This is a genomic window from Microcoleus sp. B4-D4 (assembly GCF_036705185.1).
Lineage (GTDB): Bacteria > Cyanobacteriota > Cyanobacteriia > Cyanobacteriales > Microcoleaceae > Microcoleus.
Window position 1 is genome coordinate 14,133 of the sequence record NZ_JAUBTX010000064.1, and the last position, 19,403, is coordinate 33,535.

Genomic DNA, 19,403 nt, shown 5'->3' on the forward strand with positions numbered 1-19,403 from the left:
GCATTAGCAGTTATTCATTTTCAGCAAGCCACAGCTCGATTTCTTCTCGGTTGCGATCGTAATAGTTCGCAACCGCTTGCAAATCTTGAAGGGTAATTCCTGGATAATTATAAAGAAGTTCGGCTTCAGTTGCGCCCTGTTGTTGGTAGGCGATAATCGTCCAGACGGGAATGCGAGTATCGCGAATTCGCGCTGCACCGCCACAAATTCCTGGAGTTTTGTGAATGGGATGTTGAAGGGTTTGGACGAATTGCAGCGTTTGTGCTAGCAAGTCATCAGGCAGTGTTTCAATGGTTTGGAGAAGTTGTTCTTTGAGGGTCATAATCGATATCCAGATGCAATAGCGGTTTAGAAATTTGCAGGTTCGATAATTCGCTCAGCGGCAATAGAGGCATCTATTTCCTGAGAGTGGGCCGCATAAAAAGCGAGAACATCGTTCACTTTAGCTTCACTTAAGCCATACTCAGTGGCAATTTGGTTTGGCGAAAAACCCCATTTCTGGGCTGCAACTACTATAGCTTCGAGTGATTAGTTCCAGAGAATTTCGACTTGGATGAGGATGATGAAGTGATGCTCGATCCTAGCGATGGCTAAGATATCCAACCACCTCTTCGTCTGGTAGTAAGTTTATTCCGAGGATAAAACAAATAATTTTACTTAGTTCTACCCTTTTCTCTCGGTAGTCTTCACGAATAATAAGATCTCTAAATTTCCTTTTATTTTTAGTCAATTCAATAAGTGTGTTTAATTTTGTATATCCTTCCGGTAAGTAATATTCTACTTCTCCTTTACTAAGAACACAAATTTTATCTTTCTCCCTTTTTTCTGTGATAAATATTTCCAATAATTGCAATTGTTGATCGGTTAGATTCTCGTCTAACTTCATTTTTCTAGATTTGATATAATTACAAAGGTTTGTTAGTTGGTCGAAATTTTCACTCTTTATAGCCTCTTCAATTTGCTCAAACAATGTTTGACAATCAATACTTTTTTTGGCCTTAATAACCTCTCGATCTATTTTTGGATAATCCACTATAAACATTTTCTTGACTTCTTCACTACCAATCTGTAAGATATAATCTAGGTCTGCAATTATGTAATTGTCCAACTCAATTTTTTTTAGAAATTTACGATATTTTTCCAAATTAATTTTTCCATGTACCTCCAAAACTTCTATAATTTCACTGTTTTCGGCTTTCTTATAAATATTAATTAATTGCTCCCAAAAAATCCGATCGGTAATTCCTTCCACAAGAATTACCTTATCTGCAAAAAATATTTTCTCGTTGTTGTGGCTATTAATTATGTGGAGAAGGTCTTTAGTTTCGTCAAAATTGCTTTTAAGAATTTTTTTTATAGTGCTTTTACCACTCGATTTATACACCCTCACAATCTTCGATATAGTTCTCTGATTAATAAATATAGGAGAATGCGTTGTAAAAATAAATTGGTTCTGTGTTAAATCAGCTAAATCAAAGAATAAGTCAAGGAGTAGAGATTGCCATTTAGGGTGTAAATGAACTTCAGGTTCATCTACAATGATCAAGCCATTTTTAATATTATATGCAAAAATTCCCAATACAAAATTTAGAAATTCTTTTTCTCCCGAACTCGCCTGATGTAAATAAAATTTTGTATTTTCTTGGATTTTTATCAGAATAATCTCATAAGTATTACTGTTTGCATCTTTAAGCTCTAAATTCCATGAATATCCCAATTTATTTAAATGTTTAGTTACTAACTTAACTTCTTCATCTGCATCCCAATAATTTTCGTATCCTTCAGTCTTGGCAAGCGTTTCATAGTTCCGTCTCTTTTGTGCAAAGTATATTGATGCTAGCTTTATTAAAGAAGTTGTACTTCGAGACGTAGCTGATGAAGAATTACTTAATAAATTATAATAGCTCTCACCTGCTAAGGTGACTTGAAGTAGCGGATCTCCTCCTCTGTAAGGCGAAAAATATACATATTTTGGGCTAAGGCGAGTATCAGGAGGTAAAAGCTGCAAATCAATAGCCTTCTGTATAACTATTGAGAAAAGTTCATAATAGTTCAAAAATTTAAGATAAATTAATTCTCGTGAATTCAAAGATGGTTGTACAAGTAAATTGTTGACTATGCAATATACTAACTCTTGATTTTCTGCTAACTCACCCAGTTTCCAATTTTCAACTTCATCAATTATTGGAGGAGATAAATCTTGAATTTTGTAGTTACCCAAAACTGACTTTATTTCTGTTTTATATTGATTGATTGTTGCTATATTTTTTATATCTTGAGCATCTACTTTAAAACTTATTTCAATTTTAGATTCAGAAGGATCTGCACTGAATTTATCTAGATGATTCTCGGCCGGATCAAATGAAGGCACTAGCCGAATCTCCCTCGCTCCAATTCCCATACCATCATTCACAGAATAACTATGTAAAAAGAATTTTTTTAAAATTATCAGCAGGATATCTAAAAAATTACTTTTCCCGCCCCCATTGGGGCCAACTAATATATTAAATTGGGGATCAAATTCGAGATATACTTTGTCTTGAAAGCTTTTTACATTGGTAATTTCTAAACGAATAATTCTCATTTATTTATTTTCTCATTTTTACCGCAACTGCTTCAATTATATCGCCTCGACTCGGAAAGTAGGGATTTAATTGTGTCACCCAAATTCGTTACCCACAGGCACTCCACTATCAATCTCAGTATGAATGCAGTAAAGCTTATCAGTTTGATGATAAAAAAGTAAATCGCCCTTTCAGCCAAAAACACCAAAAGCCGATCGCCCTTTTCACCTAAATCAATCTCGATTTACCCACTCAAACAAAAGAAACCGGGTTTTTACTTAATCTGTCGTCTTCAACGCAGTATTCTCGCAAAAACCCGGTTTCTCAGATCCTAATTAATGAGAATGGCCGTGCTCGTGAGAATGTCCGTGCCCGTGAGAATGGCCGCCATGAGAATGGCCGTGATCTCCATGAGAATGACTGTGCTCGCCGTGTGCAGACAAACTCGGATTCACCGCCACAGCCGTCTCACTCAACAACGCTTCAATCTGCGGATTTGCCCACTCAGCCGCCATTTTCAGAAACTCTGGACGATCGTTCACGCAAGGCAATTTGCGGTAAGTTACTCCTTGACGCTGCTTCTGCAAAGACTCAATAACATGGTCAACATCTAACAAAGTTTCGTGATTTTCCGTCGCAAATCCGATCGGCATAAACACGATCGCAGTTGCACCCAAATCAATCAAATTCTTCGCAGCCAACGTCGCATCCGGCTGAGTCCATTCAATCAGCGGCGTGTCATGGTTCAGCCAACCCACCGAAATCAAAGGATAGCGATACATCAAACGTTCCCGCACGCGATCGTACAAAGCCTGACTTTCCACAATACCCGAAGTAAAACCCTTCGCCTTGTGCGGACAACCGTGATTCATCAGCACAATCCCAATCTGAGAAGGCAAATGCGCCACAGCCAAATCGTTCTTAATTTCCTCTTCCACCATATCAGCCATTAGCTGAATATAAGCCGGTTCATCGTAAAAAGAAGGAATGTAGCGCTGTCCTTTTACCCAATGTTCGCCGCCGTCAGTGGTTTTGACTAAAGCATTATTCACCTGTTCCACTGCAATACCGCTAGTGAAAATAGAATCAACTACCAACAGCGGATAAATCAGGATTTTATCAAATCCTTCCGATTTAATTTCGGCAATTACTTGTTCCGGCAAAAACGGCGCGCAAAAGTTAAAAGCTTTGAAAACTTTTACTTTATCGCCCCATTTTTCCTGCAAATTCTTTTCAATTCCGGCGCGCTGCTGTTCAAAAATAGCATTGTGCGGCGAAACAAATTGACCGTGTTGGTGACTCCACTCGTGCAAGTCAAAAATTGCTAAAATCTTCGCCAGCGGCGGATAAATCCAAGTCGGTACCGGCGCGAATTTGGCGGTAAGTAAATTTAAAGCTTGTTCGTTGTAGTTGGCAAAATCGTCGTAGCTTTCGACTTCGCCGTAACCCATCAGCAAGACTGCAACGCGATCGTTACTTGCGGGTGCAGCAGATGTTTTTAACTCAATTTTTTCTGGAGAAGCAACCACTTTGTATTCCTCAATTTGAATGTTTTTGAGAGTCGCAGCCAGGATGAACCAGAATTGGGAAGAGAAACCCCGTTTCTAAACTCCCCGGAGATCCCCCTAAATCCCTTAAGAAGGGGAGTAGGGTTGACTTTGAGACTCTTTCTCCCCCCTTCCTTAAGGGGGGCTGGGGGGGATCGGAATCTGATAGGAAAGGCAAGAGAATACGCCGCAGGGCCTGGGACAAAGGGCGTTAAGTTTTATGTTTTCTTAAGACTTCCTCACCTTGCCTCCAGTTTCGGTGTTTCGGAGCGTTCCCAGCGTTTATTGTGGGGGGATACTCTTCAAACTCGACTCTGTTATTAGTTTAACATCCTATCCCCCTGGATAGCATATAATTAGTTATGGTGTACAATTAAGTAAAGTTATGTTAAGCTGATAATTAATATTATTGAAGCAAGATGAGACTGGTAATTTGTCCGGGAGTTCACGACCCAAAACTAACCGATCGCTTCCTAGCGGGACTTTCGGAGGTGTGGGAACCAGACAATCCTCGGCAAAATACCCAAACATCTTACCCTGTCAAGATTTTTCCCGCTCATAAACACCCGCCTTTTTCAGCGCTTGACATATTTCACTTTTTATGCACTCAAGAGTTGACCGGAGAAAGTTTAGTATTTGTCAGCTTTTCAGCGGGAGTAGCCGGGGCGATCGGGGCGGCTTGGATGTGGCAGCAACTAGGCTGCCAAGTCGGGGCATTTTTTGCCCTAGACGGCTGGGGAGTACCCCTAGGGGGCAATTTTCCCATCCACAGGCTCAGCCACGATCGCTTCACGCACTGGAGTTCAGCCATTCTCGGCAGCGGTGGAGACAGCTTTTATGCAGATCCAGCGATCGCACATTTAGATTTATGGCAAGCTCCCCAAACCGCCAAAGGCTGGCACCTCAGCCAAAACCGAGCCGGTATTGAAACCGCAAAACCCACAACTGCAGCCAATTTTTTAGTCCACCTATTGAAACAGTACGGAGTCCAATCAGTTGTTTAATTTTAATTTAGTATCATCGGCGATCGCACCTATTGTCACTGTTTCTAGTCTAGAAAATCCTCTGTCTTCAGACAGAAAAAACAGCATCAAACAGTGGCTAATATTTTGTGCCTCAGCATTTTTAGTCTCAATTCCCGTCTTCGTGCAAGCACCCTTAGTTCGCTTGTATCCAACCATCAGCTTGCTTTCCACAATTCCCTGGTTCGTCCTCAGTTTAGTGCTTATTTTTCGCCCCAAAACCCAACTTTGGGGAGATTTATTATTAGGATTTGCCGGATGTTGGCTGGCTGGTTCCATCTATTGGGGCTGGTTTAGATGGGAACCTATTTTACATCTACCTATAGAAGCAATTGGGTTGCCTTTTGCTATTTGGTGCTTGAACAAATCTTGGGGAAAAGTGGGCAGCTATTTTTACCTGGGTTCGCTATTTGGTACTGCAATTACTGATTTATATTTTTATTTGACTGGGTTGATGCCTTACTGGCGGAAAGTTATGTACGCAGAACCGGAATTCGCTATGCCGATTTTTCAAAGTGCGATCGGGCAAATTGACACTCCTTGGGGCATAGGCTGCGCTCTACTTTTAATTGCTGTATTGCTAACCGTCGGTTTGCTGAGTTTGCGCGACGCACAATTGCACTGGCGCGCCTTCAGCGGTGCTGTTTTGAGCACGCTTTTGGTAGATGGTTTGTTTTGGCTGGCTGCTTCTGCTGCTTGAGATTTATGATTATCTTTTATGTTGGTGATTTTTGACCGCAGATGTGGGCTGATTGACGCAGATTAACGCAGATTTTTTTTGATGGATGGAAGATTAAATTGCTTTTTGATTTCTGATTGGTTTTTATGTGTATGATTTTTGGCCGCTGATGCGGGCGGATTGACGCGGGTTAACGCAGATTTTTTTGATGGATGCAGTCTTGAGATTCCTGACTTTTTTAAGAAGTCGGGAATTTGGGTATTTAGTGAACAATTATGGGTTAAAATCTAAAATCTAAAATCTAAAATTAAGCTCATGGCTTTTCTTTCAATTGGTGGTGTAGAACATTATTACGAGTGGATAACCGCAGACAACAGCGCCCAACCCAGCGGCAAACCAGTAATGGTATTTCTCCACGGCTGGGCCGGCTCGGCGCGCTACTGGGAAAGCACGGCGCGGGCTATGGCTGATGATTTTGATTGTTTGCTGTACGATATGAGAGGTTTTGGTCGATCGCCCTTGCCGCCATCACCACCTGAGTCTAGCTACGAACTCGAAACCTACGCCCGCGACTTGGCCGAATTATTAGAAGCTTTGAATTTACCCCGCGTCTTTCTCAACGCTCACTCTACAGGCGCATCGGTTGCGACTTTATTTCTCAACCTTTATCCCGAAAAAGTAGAAAAAGCAATTCTTACCTGCAGCGGGATTTTTGAATACGACGAGAAAGCCTTTACAACTTTTCATAAATTCGGCGGTTATGTCGTGAAATTTCGGCCGTCTTGGCTGGCTTCTATTCCGTTTGCCGATCGCATCTTTATGGCCCGGTTTTTGCGCCAATCTCTCCCTACAGAGGTCAGTCTGGCGTTTCTCAAGGATTTTTTAATGGCAGACGAAGAAGCTGCTATTGGTACAATGGTGACGGCCGTCAGCAAAAGAGCTGCTGAGGAAATGCCAGAAGAATTCGCACGGTTGAGCGTTCCCACGCTGCTTGTAGCCGGAGAATTCGATCAAATTATTCCCGCCGTCATGGGAGAACAAGCAGCCTCCCTTAGCAAAAAAGTAGAATTTGTTATAATTCCCAATACGGCTCATTTTCCGATGTTGGAGGATGCCGCAACATATTTGCAGCGAATCCGAGACTTTTTGCCTGCAGCGGTTTAGTTGAGTTGTTGTTGGTTTAATGTACGATCGGAAAAGCCAGCTTTTAACGCTGTCTTTATTCCGATCTTAATTTTTAATTCGTAATTTCTTACAGCGAAAGGTGGTAATATGAGCGACCTCGACCAATACTATAAAGTCCTGGATCTGCTGCCGGGAGCTTCCCGAGAAGAAATTACGCAAGCCTACAAGGATTTAGCGTTCATTTGGCATCCAGATCGCATCCCCAAAGACAATCCCAGATTATTGCAAAAAGCGGAAGAAAAGATTAAGCAAATTAATCAAGCTCGCGAACAATTGCGATCGATTCAGGTAAGAGGTCAGAATCAGAACGCTCAGCACAAAAATACTCAGTACAAACAACCTCAGCAACAAAATACTCAATACAAACAAACTCAGCAGCAATACACCCAGCAGCAATACACCCAGCAGCAATACACCCAGCAAAAACAAACTCAGCAACAAAATACCCAGCAGCAATACACCCAGCAAAAACAAGCTCAGCAACAAAACACCCAGCGAAAACAAACTCAGCAACAAAACACCCAGCAACAAAACACTCAGTATCAAAACACTCAGTACAGAAATACTCAGCAACAAAACACTCAGTATCAAAATACTCAGCAACAAAACACTCAGCAACAAAACACCCAGCCGTCACAAGCAACGCCAAAAGAACCCCGCTACTATCCCGAACCCTCTTCAGGAAATTATGCTGGCAATTATGCTGAAAAATATGCTGAAAAATATGCTCCCAATCCGACAGGGCCCTATTCTGAGGCTTCCCGCTACCAATCGCCACCGCCACAGCCATCTCAACCTTACCGCCCTGCTGCGCCACAAGCTCCCGATTTGAGCGGTTCTAACTTTAAAGGAGCTTCCTTGAAAGAAAAAGATTTTTCAGGGAGAAATTTGAGCAATGCAAACCTGAGCGAAGCTGACTTAAGCGATACTTTTCTGCACAATATCAATCTTACAGGTGCGAATTTGCAAAAAGCTAACTTGTTTAGAGCAAACTTGTTAGGGGCTTGTTTGATCAATGCTAATTTGAGAGAAACTAATTTGATCGGAGCAGATTTGAGCGGTGCAGACTTGAGCGGTGCGGATTTAACGGGTGCTAAAATCGGTTATGGCGATCGGGTAATGGTCAAACTTACGGGAGCTAGATTAACAGGTGCAATATTACCCGACGGTAGTGTTCATAACTGAATGATTGAGTTTTGCAAAAATCTGATTTTAGCAAATTTCCGCTCCAAACTTATATTAGCCCCTTAGAACAACAGCAATAAAATGAGTTCGTAGCGCGGAATACGAGTTTGTTCTTAAGTTGCGGTTCGTAGCGCGGAGTTCAATCCGTTCTTAAGTTGCGGACTTTAGTACGCAACTAAGCGATATTTACTTATCGCAGTCAATCCACCGGACATCATATAAAACCCGGTTATATCGTTTCCGCTTGCATTGGAATGATTTAACCACAGAGAACACAGAGAACACAGAGGGAGAGAATATATATCTGAATCATTCCGATGCTACCGGATTTGATATGACTCGAATTTATTATTCCGATGCTAACGGATTTGATATTACTGGCTCCATCGAGGTCGATCGAATTTAATACTAATTCTTCCGCCCGCGCAACTTTCGTCCAGCAGCCAGCATCGCGCCTCCCGCCATCAAACCCGCCACAGTCATCGGTTCGGGAACTGGCTGCGCTGGAACCGTCCCCACAGAACCGCCTTTAATAAATACAGCAGAATCTAAATTACCGTCACCCACATCTTTAATGCGGATGCTCAAAACATTCGTCTGATTTTGCTTGAGCAAACCCTCAAAACCTAAAACTTTAGTAAAACCATCCAGCCTAACGATATTAGCAGCAATACCTGTCAAACTTGGGTTGTCAATATAGTCTGGGTGATCTTGAGAGCGATTATACGGATCGGGAACAAGATTATTAATTGTCACTATTTGCCCGTCGCTCAATTTGGCTAAATTAGTGCCGTTTAGCAGCAGTTCAAAATCGTCATTAAATTCAGAGCCGCCGAACTCAGGAAACTCCTCAGAAGCAAATACATATTGAAAAACCAACTTTTCAACAGTGCTATTAGCAAAAAAACTGAGGTTGAGCTGAGTTAAATCTCCCTCTTCGCCCTTTGGCCCAAAGTCCGTGTTTAAATCGCTGCTGTTGGTGATTACGTTATCTTTCCGATTCTTACCCGGTATATCTGTGACTTTACCGGTACTGAGAACAACACCTGATGTCAAACCAAAGGGGTCATTCATAAAAGTACCAAAAGCAGCAGAATTCCCGCTAATTGAAACTGAAAAATCACTCAGTCCGGCTGTATTATTTCCCAATAATTTGTTTTTCAAAGTCTCAGTGTTGTTAGTTGCTCCTACCGAAAATGCCATTGCTGGGGCGGCCAACAAGCTCAGAGCAGCAGTTAAGCTAGCAAGTTTGTTAAGATTTATCATAGTTTTCGTGTGATAATTGTTAAGCTGATTCATTCCGTAACTTCATTTTCACATTATATAAGTATAAATGTCTAGGGACTTTACAAGGAATTTATATCTAGGTATATTTACGGTTTTTATTGTAAATTGTATGGGTATTTTGTGGTGGTGAGTCAGTCAATAAAGCTCAGTGCAAAAATATTGAGTCCGAAATACACGCAGACAAACGAATAATTTCCAGACTTACACACTGGATAGCAATGAAAACGAGTTTTTATACGGTTGGCGATCGCCACAATTACTAATGACAGATCGTGGATGACTAAAACCCTTTTGCTTCTCCTTCCCCGCGCGGATCGGCAGCCCCTTCCAACCAACCATCAGGTGTAAGGACGATCGCATTAGCATTTCCCCAGCCGTCACGTTCGACAATCTGGTGTCCCCGGCGGCGCAACTCCGATAGCGTCGCAGCATCAAAACCTCCGCGTTCCACCATCAGGCGATCGGGCAGCCACTGGTGGTGAATTCTCGGTTCAGATACAGCCTCGCCGACATCCATGTCGTAAACCAACACATTCAGGACAATTTGCAAAACCGTGGTAATAATCGTGCTACCTCCAGGAGCACCGGCAGCGAGGCGAAATTTGCCATTTTCTGTGACAATCACCGGTGTCATGCTGGATAAAGGAGTTTTTCCAGGGGCGATCGAATTTGCTTCACCGCCCACCAAACCAAACAAATTCGGCACTCCCGGCGCAGCGGCAAAATCGTCCATCTCGTTGTTGAGCAAAATTCCCGTACCCGCCGCCACCACCGCAGCCCCAAAACCGCCATTCACCGTAAACGTCAAACTCACCACATTCCGATCCGAGTCAACTACCGTCAGGTGAGTAGTTTCCGGCGACTCGCGCACAAAACGGCTCAAAGTTTTAGCATCAACAGCTTTTACCTCCGTCGAGGGTTTGGCTGTTGTCATGTCGATTTGCGATCGGCGAAATTTGCCATAATTCTTGCTAGTCAAAGCTTTAACCGGTACACTCACAAAATCGGGATCGCCCAAATACTCAGCCCTGTCAGCATAAGCAATTCGCATCGACTCCGCCAGTAAATGTAGCGTATCTGGACTTTTCCTCCCCAACCTTTTGAGATCCGTATCTCCGAGGATATTTAAGATTTGCAACAAATGAACGCCGCCGGAAGAAGGAGGCGACATCGCACAAATTTGGTAAGCGCGAAAGTTACCGCAAACCGGATTGCGCCAAATCGGCGTATAGTTTTTCAAATCTTCGAGAGTCATGATGCCGCCGTTTTTAGCCATGTCAACGGCGATCGCCCGCGCAATATCCCCGCGATAAAAACTTTGCGGGTTTTGAGAAATCTGCCGCAAAGTCCGCGCCAAATCCCGCTGCACCAAAAGTTCTCCCGGCTGGTATAAAATGCCGCCGCGAGTAAAAATATCCCGCGCCGCCCGGTTTTTTTTAATCGCATCCACTCGCCCCCCAACAGCCTTTGTGAAGCGGGAACTTACCGGAAAGCCATTTTCCGCCAGGGCGATCGCCTGCGCCACCACCTGCGCCCAAGGCAACTTCCCGTACTCGCGGTGCACCGTATAAAGTCCAGCCACCGTACCCGGAATACCCGCAGCCAAATGCCCGTCCAGACTTGCCCTAGGGCGCACCTTGCCTTGCTTGTCGAGGTACATATCCCGCCCCGCCCGTTTCGGAGCTCGTTCCCGGAAATCCAGCGCTTGCACAGTCCCCGTTTCGGCCCGCCGCAGCAGCAAAAAACCCCCGCCCCCGATACCCGCCGAAAAAGGTTCCACCACCGAAATCGCCAAAGCCGTAGCAGCCGCCGCATCCACCGCATTGCCACCCTCTTGCAACACCCTCAAACCCGCAGCACTCGCCAGAGGGTGAGCCGAAACTACCATGCCCTGTTTGCTGCGCTGCTGCAACTTTGGCTGTAGTTGCTGCTGGCAGCCGCCGAACAGCAAAACCGTTAGGAAACAAGTATAAATTCGCACTTTACCGCTTAACTTAAAAAACATTCGCCCCCCCATTTTTCAGTTCATTTTACAGCAGAATTTGAATAACATCATCCTAAAGATATAGATTAAATCTCAATTAAAATACAATAATTAATAGCTACAAAGTTACTATTTCAATTAGTCCGATAGTTTAATTACAATACTCCCGACACTTTTTGAGGTGGCGACTAAAACCCGCATTCTACCGTTAATATTTCACAGAATGGAGAATATCCCACCCTAATCATACCGATTATCGTTACCTAAATCTCCTAAAAACCCTCACCGCGATACCGCTCTTAGAATAAATTCCCTGACTAAGATCGGTATCGCGCGCGTGAGGGTTTCACCAGAAATGGGCAATAACAATAATTCTACCGTTGGCGATTAAAAGCTGTCCCGACTATGATGATATCAAAAGTTAATTCAATGAATTTAGTCTCAAAAAATTAACAAGGTTATATAATGGTGGAACTAGAGTATTGTTAACAGTGCGTACAAAATACGATCGGACAAAAATAGCATGGGAGCATTTTCGACTTTAAAAAAGCATTTTTTTAAGACTTGCGAGCGTTAAAGTAAAACACAGATGCTCCTAATAGCATCCTATTTCTGTACGTGCCTAAACGCGAGGCAGTGGAAAGAAGCTGGAACGATCGAAACGATAACAACATTCTGGCTGGAAAGTTAACAGCTCAAACAAAGCCTTGGAAATCGCACTCGATCGCACTTCGTGGCTTTCAAAGCCTGCAATTTGCAGTTTATGTATAAAACTCCTACTTTCTAAGTATTTTCATGGAATCTTCATTCCTAAGTGGCGAAAACCATACTTAAAATAATAACTACCAAACTCTAGCTAATTCAATTCATGAACAACGAAAAAGTCAGCATAATTATTCCTGCATTTAATGCAGCAGACACTCTAACCGAAACAGTTGTTTCCGCAGTCAACGGTACTCACAAGCATTTAGAAATTTTAATTATTGATGACTTCTCTACAGACGCTACAGCCAAAATTGCTACTAAACTTGCCGAGCAAGATTCCCGAATTCAATACTTCCGAAATTGCGAAAATTTTGGAGTTTCTAAGGCTAGAAATTTAATGATAAATAGAGCAACGGGCAAGTATGTAGCGTTTCTAGACAGCGACGATACCTGGGAAGCAAACAAGCTAGAAGTTTGTTTAAAAATGCTCGAAGACAATCCCGAAGTCAAAGCTGTGGCTCATGCTTTGCGATATTTAGACAAGCACGGCAACAAGTTGGGCTATATTGCCACCTATCCTACAACTAAAGCAGAAATGCAGGCGATTAAGGAGACAGGTGAAAGTCCTTGGGTTTTTCCGTCTTCTGTGGTAGTCGATCGCTCTATTCTACTCCAAGAAGGTGGCTTTGCAGAAGATTGGCAGGTAGGAGAAGATACAGAATTATTTACCAAAATTGCTCAAAAGCACGGCTTGTTAGCAACGAAGACACCTTTAGGAAATTATCGAATTAGAGGAAACTCTCTGACAGACAAACACTGGCTAAAAAAGCGCATAGCTGCTGATTGTGTCAAGGAAAACCAACTGCGACGCTTGCGGGGAGAACAAGAGTTATCGCTCAACGAGTACGAACAGGTATGTTTTAATAATTTGCCACGGTTGAAAAAATTTAACAAATTTCGAGAACTTTTGGCACTGCACTACATGAGAAAGCTAGGACAAAGCTGGTTAAATCGGGAAGTGTTGCAGACTCTAATGTACGGCATTGCTACCACAGTGTTGTCTCCGAAAGGTGCTGTGAACAAATGGAAATGGATAAAGGCTCACGATCCGTTGGGCGATTTAACTGTAGAAGATACCAGTGATTCGGTAGAATTGAACTCCCAGCATTCGTCCCAAATCGGCGGGAAATCGTAGAGGAGATTGTGTCCGGTCAATTGACCGCAATAAGATTGGTTCGCGCCGGCCCAATGCGAGTCCGCTTTGATTCTGCAGACGGTCGTCCGCACTAGGAACCTTTTTTTTTGTTACGATCGTAGACCGGACATGATATCAAACCCCTTTTTTAGGCAGAAAGTAAAAGCAAAGATTTAGAAAAAATTCTGTTTTGTACTTTCTGCTTTTCTGAGGACGATCGCCTTTTTAGTTTAAACTTGATGAAATTTATGGACTGGCAAGAAGTTTCCGGCAACTGGGTATTAATTCCTTCTAAACCGATCGCGATCGTACACTTTCTCGGCGGTGCATTTGTGGCGAGTGCGCCGCAACTAACCTATCGCTGGCTGTTAGAAGCTTTGGGAAATCAGGGATATGTTGTAGTAGCAACACCGTTTGTCAATACTTTGGATCATATTGCGATCGCCCGCGATGTCCTCAACAAATTTGAAAATGCCCTCGATCGCCTGCGCGCCACTAAATTGCTCAAATCTTCCTATCTCCCCATCTACGGGATAGGGCACAGCATGGGATGCAAACTGCACTTGCTGATCGGTTCTGTATTTGACATAGAAAGGGCAGGCAATATTCTGATTTCTTTCAACAATTATGCAGCCTCCGAAGCCATTCCCATCGTCGAGCAAATTTCCCCCGTCTTTAAAGTCGAATTTACCCCTTCCCCGCAAGACACCAATCGCCTAGTGCAAGATAGCTATCAAATCCGGCGCAATCTTTTAGTCAAATTTAACGGCGACAACATCGACCAAACCTTGCTGTTGACAAATCTGCTCAAACCGAGATTTCCCGACATGATTACAGTTCAAACCCTGGCCGGCAACCATCAAACGCCATTAGGTCAAGATGTTAGCTGGCCTATGGGTCAAATTTTTACACCCTTCGACGCGATCGGGCAATGGGTCAAACAAGAAGTGTATCGGGAATTAAATCAATTAAAACGGACAATTCTGCTGTGGCTTAATCCTCTCTCCCGCCTTTAAAAGCTGCGGTTGTTCCTCAATCAGAAAGTTCCTCTGGTAATTGCAAACTCTCATTTTCATCGTCCGCCTGCGAGATTGGAGTATAATTTTTGACAATCAACAAACAGTTCCGTCCATCAGCCATTCTCTTGTAACTGAGACTGTCTGCGATGTCTTTCATCAACTTTAGGCCCCGCCCCCCCGAAGCTTCACAATCGATTTTTTCCGACATATCTTTAATTTTTTGCTCTAAATCAAACGCAGCGCCCGAATCCCAAATGTCTATCTCTAAAGATTCACTGCACACCGCCACCTGAATCTCCACCGGCAAATCCGGCGGTTTACCCTCGTGGGCGTGACGCACCGCATTTGTAAAACCCTCAGCCAAAGCTAATTGACAGCGTATCCACACACTTGTGGGAATTCGCGGGTCGTATAATTGTGCAAACCACGATAAAACTTTTTCTAAAGCACTCAGACCAGTATTGACTTGAAGATCCGCTTTCTTTAGGACTTGCAACTGTTCGGAACCTTTGAATTCAATCACGCTCTGCCACTGAAATTATAGTTCCATAAAATATAGACAAATATGGTATTGCCTGTACTTTACGTTTTTAACTTTTTTCCCAAAAGGCGGGCAACTGCTAGCGCCACGATCGCCCATCGCAGTAATTCACCAGCCGAGTCATTTTCCACCTTGTCAACTCTTTTGCCCTGTAAAATTAGGCAAATTTGAATGGGAGTTCGATCGTACTAGCTTTTGCTGCTAGGAAAATAAATGTCAAATCGAGTAATTAGCTCTTCATTATACCAGAAGTGTCACCCGGATGTCAATTCACGCCCGCCGCCCAAAAAAGTCTATAAAAGTTTATATTTTGAGTATAAACTGGGTAAGTTCGACTTCGCCAAAATTTTGCTCAAATTTAAAGGTAAATTGAACTTGATGGCTGGCAGGCAAAAGCATTTACCTGGAAAGCGATGTTATTAGACTATACTCAATCTCAGACTACCGCGCTGACAGAATATATTTTTAATGACCCCCAGACCTTGAAAGACTTGTAGTACCTGAGTGCCCATGTTTCAAATTCTGGTTATTGACGATGATACTGCTGTTCAAGAACTGCTGAGGAGAACCCTGAAAAAACAGGGTTACGAAGTGACAGTAGCAAGTAATGGCGAAGACGGCGTAGCCCAAGCGCAAAAAATACGTCCGGCGCTGATCATTTGCGATTGGATCATGCCGCGCTTGACCGGCATTGATGTTTGCCTTCGAGTTAAGGCCGATCCGGATCTGTCAACTACACAATTCTTTTTGTTGACTTCTTTGGGTTCGATCGCCGATCGAGTCAAAGGGCTCGACGCAGGTGCCGACGATTTTATCTCCAAGCCGATCGAACTTAACGAGTTACAGGCGAGAGTACGCGCCGGATTGCGGCTGCACCAACTCGGCCGAGACTTGAAAATTGCGATGCAAAACCTGGAAGCCGAATTAGCCGAGGCAGCCGAGTACGTGCAATCGCTGCTGCCAGATCCGATGACGGAACCTGTCAGCATCGAGGCAAAATTCATTCCCTCCCGGCAGTTGGGGGGAGATTGCTTCGACTACAACTGGCTGGATGCCGATTCTTTGGCGATTTACTTGCTAGACGTAGCCGGTCACGGTTTGCGGGCGGCGCTGCCTTCTGTCGCCGTGCTGAATTTGTTGCGATCGCGCGCGTTGCCCAACATTGACTACTACAAACCCAGCGACGTTTTGCGCGCCCTCAACACCACCTTCCAGATGAGCTACCAAAATGACAAGTATTTCACCATCTGGTACGGCGTTTACAACCGCATTTCTCGCCAGCTAGTTTACGCCAGCGCCGGCCATCCCCCGGCAGTGTTGATTTCCCAGTCGCCGACAAGCACGGCTAAAATCCAGCGATTAAAAACCCCCGGAATGCCCGTCGGGATGTTCCCCGATGCCCCCTATGTCGATAATTGTTGCGATGTGGAGGCTTTTAGCACTCTGTACATCTTTAGCGACGGGGTATACGAGATCCACCAACCTGACGGCAATATCTGGGGGCTTGACCCATTCATCGACCTGCTAGCAGCTTACAACGATGCAAGTGCCGACCAGTTAGAGCAAGTTTTGAAATACACTCAAAAGTTGAACGCTAAAGCAGTTTTTGATGATGATTGGTCTTTACTCAAGGTAAACTTTGGCTAGCTGAGTTATGGCAGCACATCTGCGACCAAATAGCAAGAATACAGCAGCCACTGGATTTAGTTAGTTGAGAGAATTTTGCTATTAAAAGCATCGCGGGTGGAAAATATCTCGAAAACTCGATCCATGCTGGTGAGTTCAAATAAGATGCGGATTTGCTCGTTGATAGAACAGACAACTAATTGACTTCCAGCGGCCCGGACTGTTTTGAGCGCTAAGACTAAAGCGCCCAAACCAGAACTATCCATAAATGTCACATCTTGGAAGTCGATCAATACCACATCGGCTCCCGCTTCCACTAGGTCACTAATCTCTTGGCGGAATTGACTTGCCTTGGTGCCGTCTAAAATGCCAGAGGGTTGAATAATTTTAACTACAGGACTCATATTTTGCGGTGGGAATGTCAGAATTTCTAGCCAGACTAGGGTTAGTATAGCTGCGAGATGGACTCCGATCCAAATAACAGAGGGAAAAAGCGCCAGAACCCCGCAGCGCCCCAAGGGTTTTGAGTGCCAGAGATGGCGATCGCACTATCGGCGCACAGGGGGCGAGTTATTTTTGAACTGGAAAATCTTTATTGTACCGAATGCCTTGGGCGATCGCTCAAACCAAGCTAACTTTGGCGCGGTAGAGGAGTTTGTCGCCTTGTTTGTAGCCTGTGTAGCGAACTTTAACTAATTCTCCCGGCTCGGCCTTTCCTTCGATGAGCTGGTGCTGTTGCGGGTTGTAGGGAAGTTCGGCTCCGACTGGGGCGATCGACTCTATTCCCCAATGCTCCAATAACTGCTCGACTGGCCGCAACAACGGCAGCAGTTTCTGGGCCCGCAAGTTGTGATTTTCCTCAGCCTTGCTCGCAGCAGTCGGCCACTGCAACATCCAAGATTCTAAAATTTGCACGCTAGAGAGCTGAAATTCCTGCAGCAAAGATTCTCGCTGCTGTTCGATGGTAGCTTGCAGGCGCTGATATTCTTGCTCTAGGGCACTCGGCGGCGCAGGTTCTAACTCTACAAGCTCGGGGGCAAAGGTTGCGAGCAGTTCATTTAAGGAAATTTCCAAAGCTTGACTGATTTTGAGCAGGATGTCGGCTCGGGTTTTGAAAGCTAAGCCGCGACGCAGGCGGCTTAGCTGAATTTCGGGAACTCCTGCTTTTTGGCTGAGTTCTCGATCGCTCGAAAGCCCCGCTTCTTGCATCAGACGCTGCAGTTGAGGAGCATAATCAGGAATATTAGCTGCCACGAAAAAGTCATCCAAATTGTTGACACTCCTCGGCAATCGGGCACGAGGATTCTTAAGACATTTGGGTCTTAATATCCCTATTGCTAGGGTTCCCAGGCTGACCGCATTTGCACGTTACGCGCACAGTCATATCTCCTCTGTGAATGTTTTGGGCGTAGACTTTCCCCCAGTCCGGAGGTAGGTTTTTACATCTTGTCTGATTGCTATACTCTACCATATTCATTTGTGAAGATGGATTTGTTATTTTACTTAACAATGCAAAAAAGCCGTCCTCAAAGGACGGGGTTTTCAACCCAATTTTCTGATAAATGGACATATTCTCGATCGTAAACTGTCGCGAGTCTTAAGGACAATACATCTTTGGGGCCTACTGGTAAAAGTGCCGGCCCCACAACGCCAATTGGCTATCTTGCGGCCACTTTTTCGGGTGCGACTGTTGTTCCTGTTGTCGCAGAACCTTGCAAGTGGGCTTCTAGGAACCACAAGCGCTTGTCAATTACTCGGGAAATTTCGGTGTACAAGTCGGAGGTGTCAGCATCGCCGAGTTCCGATGTTTTGTCGATCGCCGCGCGTAGGTGTTTGGCGTAGGGTGCATAGCGATCGGCCAAAGCAGTCACGAATTGTTTGCCCTCTACAATGTCAAAAGGAAATTCTGGCAGGATCGAATCGGCGGCGGCGCTGCGGGCTGTTCCTACAGCCAAACCGCCCAACGCTGTGATTCGTTCGGCCACCATATCAATATATTCTTCAAGTTCTCCCGCCATTTCGTCGAAGAGCAAGTGCAACTGATAGAAGTCCATGCCTTTGACGTTCCAGTGAGCTTGCTTGACTTGAGTTTTTAAGTCCAGAGTCGTAGCCAGCGTCGCGTTGAGCAGCCCGACTACTTGAGTGCGGGTGTCCGCTGACATATCGATGCGCGTCGGGTAAAGATGTTGTTTGTGGTTGTTGGCAGTCATAAATTTGTACCTTGTTATTAGTGATTGTCGATCGAATATCTGAGAAAGGTTTGGGCGATCGAACGAAAGCCTGTCGTCAATTGCTGTTGAGAGGCTCAGGCCAAGTGCATCTGCAACACGGCACGGGGAGCTCGGCGGACTTTGCAGCGGATGGTTTCTAAACCGAGACGCTGGCAAGCTTCGTACCGGTGGCAGCCGGAAAATCCGTAATACTGACCATCTACTTCTAGCACGTCGATGGGTTCGTTTAAACCTACCTCGCGGATCGATTCCATCAGGGCGGCTACTTTCGTTTGGTCGTTGACTCGCGGCAAGGGGCGGCGAATCTGGTTGAGGGGTATTTCTGCAATCCTCATGGCGGCTGTCTGTTTTACTCTTATTTAAATCATACTCGTAATGACTTCGACTTGGTAAGCAAATGTCAGGGAATATTTAGATTGGGGGAGGTGCGATCGATCGTGCGACTGCAGCAAGAGTTCGATTTATGGTTTTTGATATTTCAATTCGCCGGTTAACAATTGTTGGGCTTGTTTTTTTAACCATCCTGTAATAAAAATTCTCAAAAACCATACAATAGCTGACGGTGTTACGCTGCACAACCCTGGACAAACAGGGCATACGCGATAGCAATACTTTCGCTATTGATAGCTAAAG

Annotated in this window: 18 protein-coding genes; 8 read left to right on the forward strand and 10 right to left on the reverse strand. The window is 44.4% G+C overall.

All coding sequences use genetic code 11. The annotated features are described in order from the left end of the window. Positions 1-10 precede the first annotated feature (10 nt). From QUB13_RS27775 to QUB13_RS27785, 3 genes are all read right to left on the reverse strand, one after another. Complete coding sequence (locus tag QUB13_RS27775; protein WP_194063589.1) at positions 11-322, reverse strand: DUF433 domain-containing protein; 312 nt, start codon at positions 320-322, stop codon at positions 11-13. A gap of 258 nt (positions 323-580) precedes the next feature. Then, positions 581-2,584 carry an AAA family ATPase gene (locus QUB13_RS27780; RefSeq protein ID WP_333387635.1) on the reverse strand — a complete coding sequence of 668 codons (2,004 nt, stop codon included), beginning with the start codon at positions 2,582-2,584 and terminating at the stop codon, positions 581-583. A 315-nt stretch (positions 2,585-2,899) separates the two neighbouring features. Further along, the gene (locus QUB13_RS27785) at positions 2,900-4,093 is read right to left on the reverse strand and encodes a ferrochelatase (RefSeq protein ID WP_333387638.1); all 1,194 of its coding nucleotides are present in this window, start codon (positions 4,091-4,093) and stop codon (positions 2,900-2,902) included. Positions 4,094-4,530: 437 nt separating this feature from the next. Between QUB13_RS27785 and QUB13_RS27790 the strand changes: the two genes are divergently transcribed. From QUB13_RS27790 to QUB13_RS27805, 4 genes are all read left to right on the forward strand, one after another. Beyond that, positions 4,531-5,115: a hypothetical protein gene (locus QUB13_RS27790; protein ID WP_333387641.1), complete on the forward strand. Its 585-nt coding sequence runs from the start codon at positions 4,531-4,533 to the stop codon at positions 5,113-5,115. Next, a complete protein-coding gene (locus QUB13_RS27795; RefSeq protein WP_333387642.1) occupies positions 5,108-5,833 on the forward strand; it encodes a DUF3120 domain-containing protein in 726 nt (241 codons plus the stop codon). Before QUB13_RS27790 ends, QUB13_RS27795 begins: the two co-directional genes overlap by 8 nt. A gap of 294 nt (positions 5,834-6,127) precedes the next feature. Next, a complete protein-coding gene (locus QUB13_RS27800; protein ID WP_333387645.1) occupies positions 6,128-6,976 on the forward strand; it encodes an alpha/beta fold hydrolase in 849 nt (282 codons plus the stop codon). Between the two features lie 108 nt (positions 6,977-7,084). Beyond that, the gene (locus QUB13_RS27805) at positions 7,085-8,182 is read left to right on the forward strand and encodes a pentapeptide repeat-containing protein (RefSeq protein ID WP_333387648.1); all 1,098 of its coding nucleotides are present in this window, start codon (positions 7,085-7,087) and stop codon (positions 8,180-8,182) included. 408 nt (positions 8,183-8,590) lie between these two features. Here QUB13_RS27805 and QUB13_RS27810 read toward each other — a convergent pair whose 3' ends face one another. Both QUB13_RS27810 and ggt read right to left on the reverse strand, forming a co-directional pair. Then, positions 8,591-9,448, reverse strand: coding sequence for a choice-of-anchor L domain-containing protein (locus tag QUB13_RS27810; protein ID WP_442922210.1), 858 nt, complete (start codon positions 9,446-9,448; stop codon positions 8,591-8,593). 301 nt (positions 9,449-9,749) lie between these two features. Beyond that, complete coding sequence (gene ggt / locus QUB13_RS27815) at positions 9,750-11,474, reverse strand: gamma-glutamyltransferase (protein WP_333387655.1); 1,725 nt, start codon at positions 11,472-11,474, stop codon at positions 9,750-9,752. A gap of 597 nt (positions 11,475-12,071) precedes the next feature. Between ggt and QUB13_RS27820 the strand changes: the two genes are divergently transcribed. The 3 genes from QUB13_RS27820 to QUB13_RS27830 all read left to right on the forward strand — a co-directional run bounded on the left by QUB13_RS27820 (position 12,072) and on the right by QUB13_RS27830 (position 14,369). After that, positions 12,072-12,224, forward strand: a complete 153-nt coding sequence (locus QUB13_RS27820; RefSeq protein ID WP_333387658.1) for a hypothetical protein — start codon at positions 12,072-12,074, stop codon at positions 12,222-12,224. A gap of 97 nt (positions 12,225-12,321) precedes the next feature. Continuing rightward, positions 12,322-13,353, forward strand: coding sequence for a glycosyltransferase family 2 protein (locus QUB13_RS27825; RefSeq protein ID WP_333387661.1), 1,032 nt, complete (start codon positions 12,322-12,324; stop codon positions 13,351-13,353). Between the two features lie 248 nt (positions 13,354-13,601). After that, positions 13,602-14,369 carry a DUF1350 family protein gene (locus tag QUB13_RS27830; protein ID WP_333387663.1) on the forward strand — a complete coding sequence of 256 codons (768 nt, stop codon included), beginning with the start codon at positions 13,602-13,604 and terminating at the stop codon, positions 14,367-14,369. 16 nt (positions 14,370-14,385) lie between these two features. On the opposite strand, the gene QUB13_RS27835 is transcribed toward QUB13_RS27830, so the two are convergent. Beyond that, the gene (locus QUB13_RS27835; protein WP_333387666.1) at positions 14,386-14,895 is read right to left on the reverse strand and encodes an ATP-binding protein; all 510 of its coding nucleotides are present in this window, start codon (positions 14,893-14,895) and stop codon (positions 14,386-14,388) included. 528 nt (positions 14,896-15,423) lie between these two features. Between QUB13_RS27835 and QUB13_RS27840 the strand changes: the two genes are divergently transcribed. Then, positions 15,424-16,560 (forward strand): PP2C family protein-serine/threonine phosphatase, encoded by a 1,137-nt coding sequence (locus QUB13_RS27840; RefSeq protein ID WP_194011011.1) that lies wholly within the window; start codon positions 15,424-15,426, stop codon positions 16,558-16,560. Positions 16,561-16,616: 56 nt separating this feature from the next. On the opposite strand, the gene QUB13_RS27845 is transcribed toward QUB13_RS27840, so the two are convergent. The 4 genes from QUB13_RS27845 to QUB13_RS27860 form a co-directional block, all read right to left on the reverse strand. Continuing rightward, positions 16,617-16,943: an STAS domain-containing protein gene (locus tag QUB13_RS27845; protein WP_194011010.1), complete on the reverse strand. Its 327-nt coding sequence runs from the start codon at positions 16,941-16,943 to the stop codon at positions 16,617-16,619. 217 nt (positions 16,944-17,160) lie between these two features. After that, the gene (grpE, locus tag QUB13_RS27850) at positions 17,161-17,748 is read right to left on the reverse strand and encodes a nucleotide exchange factor GrpE (protein ID WP_442922211.1); all 588 of its coding nucleotides are present in this window, start codon (positions 17,746-17,748) and stop codon (positions 17,161-17,163) included. A gap of 449 nt (positions 17,749-18,197) precedes the next feature. Continuing rightward, a complete protein-coding gene (dps, locus tag QUB13_RS27855; RefSeq protein ID WP_333387673.1) occupies positions 18,198-18,749 on the reverse strand; it encodes a DNA starvation/stationary phase protection protein Dps in 552 nt (183 codons plus the stop codon). Between the two features lie 95 nt (positions 18,750-18,844). Further along, the gene (locus QUB13_RS27860) at positions 18,845-19,105 is read right to left on the reverse strand and encodes a ParB N-terminal domain-containing protein (protein WP_193971755.1); all 261 of its coding nucleotides are present in this window, start codon (positions 19,103-19,105) and stop codon (positions 18,845-18,847) included. Positions 19,106-19,403: the final 298 nt, after the last annotated feature.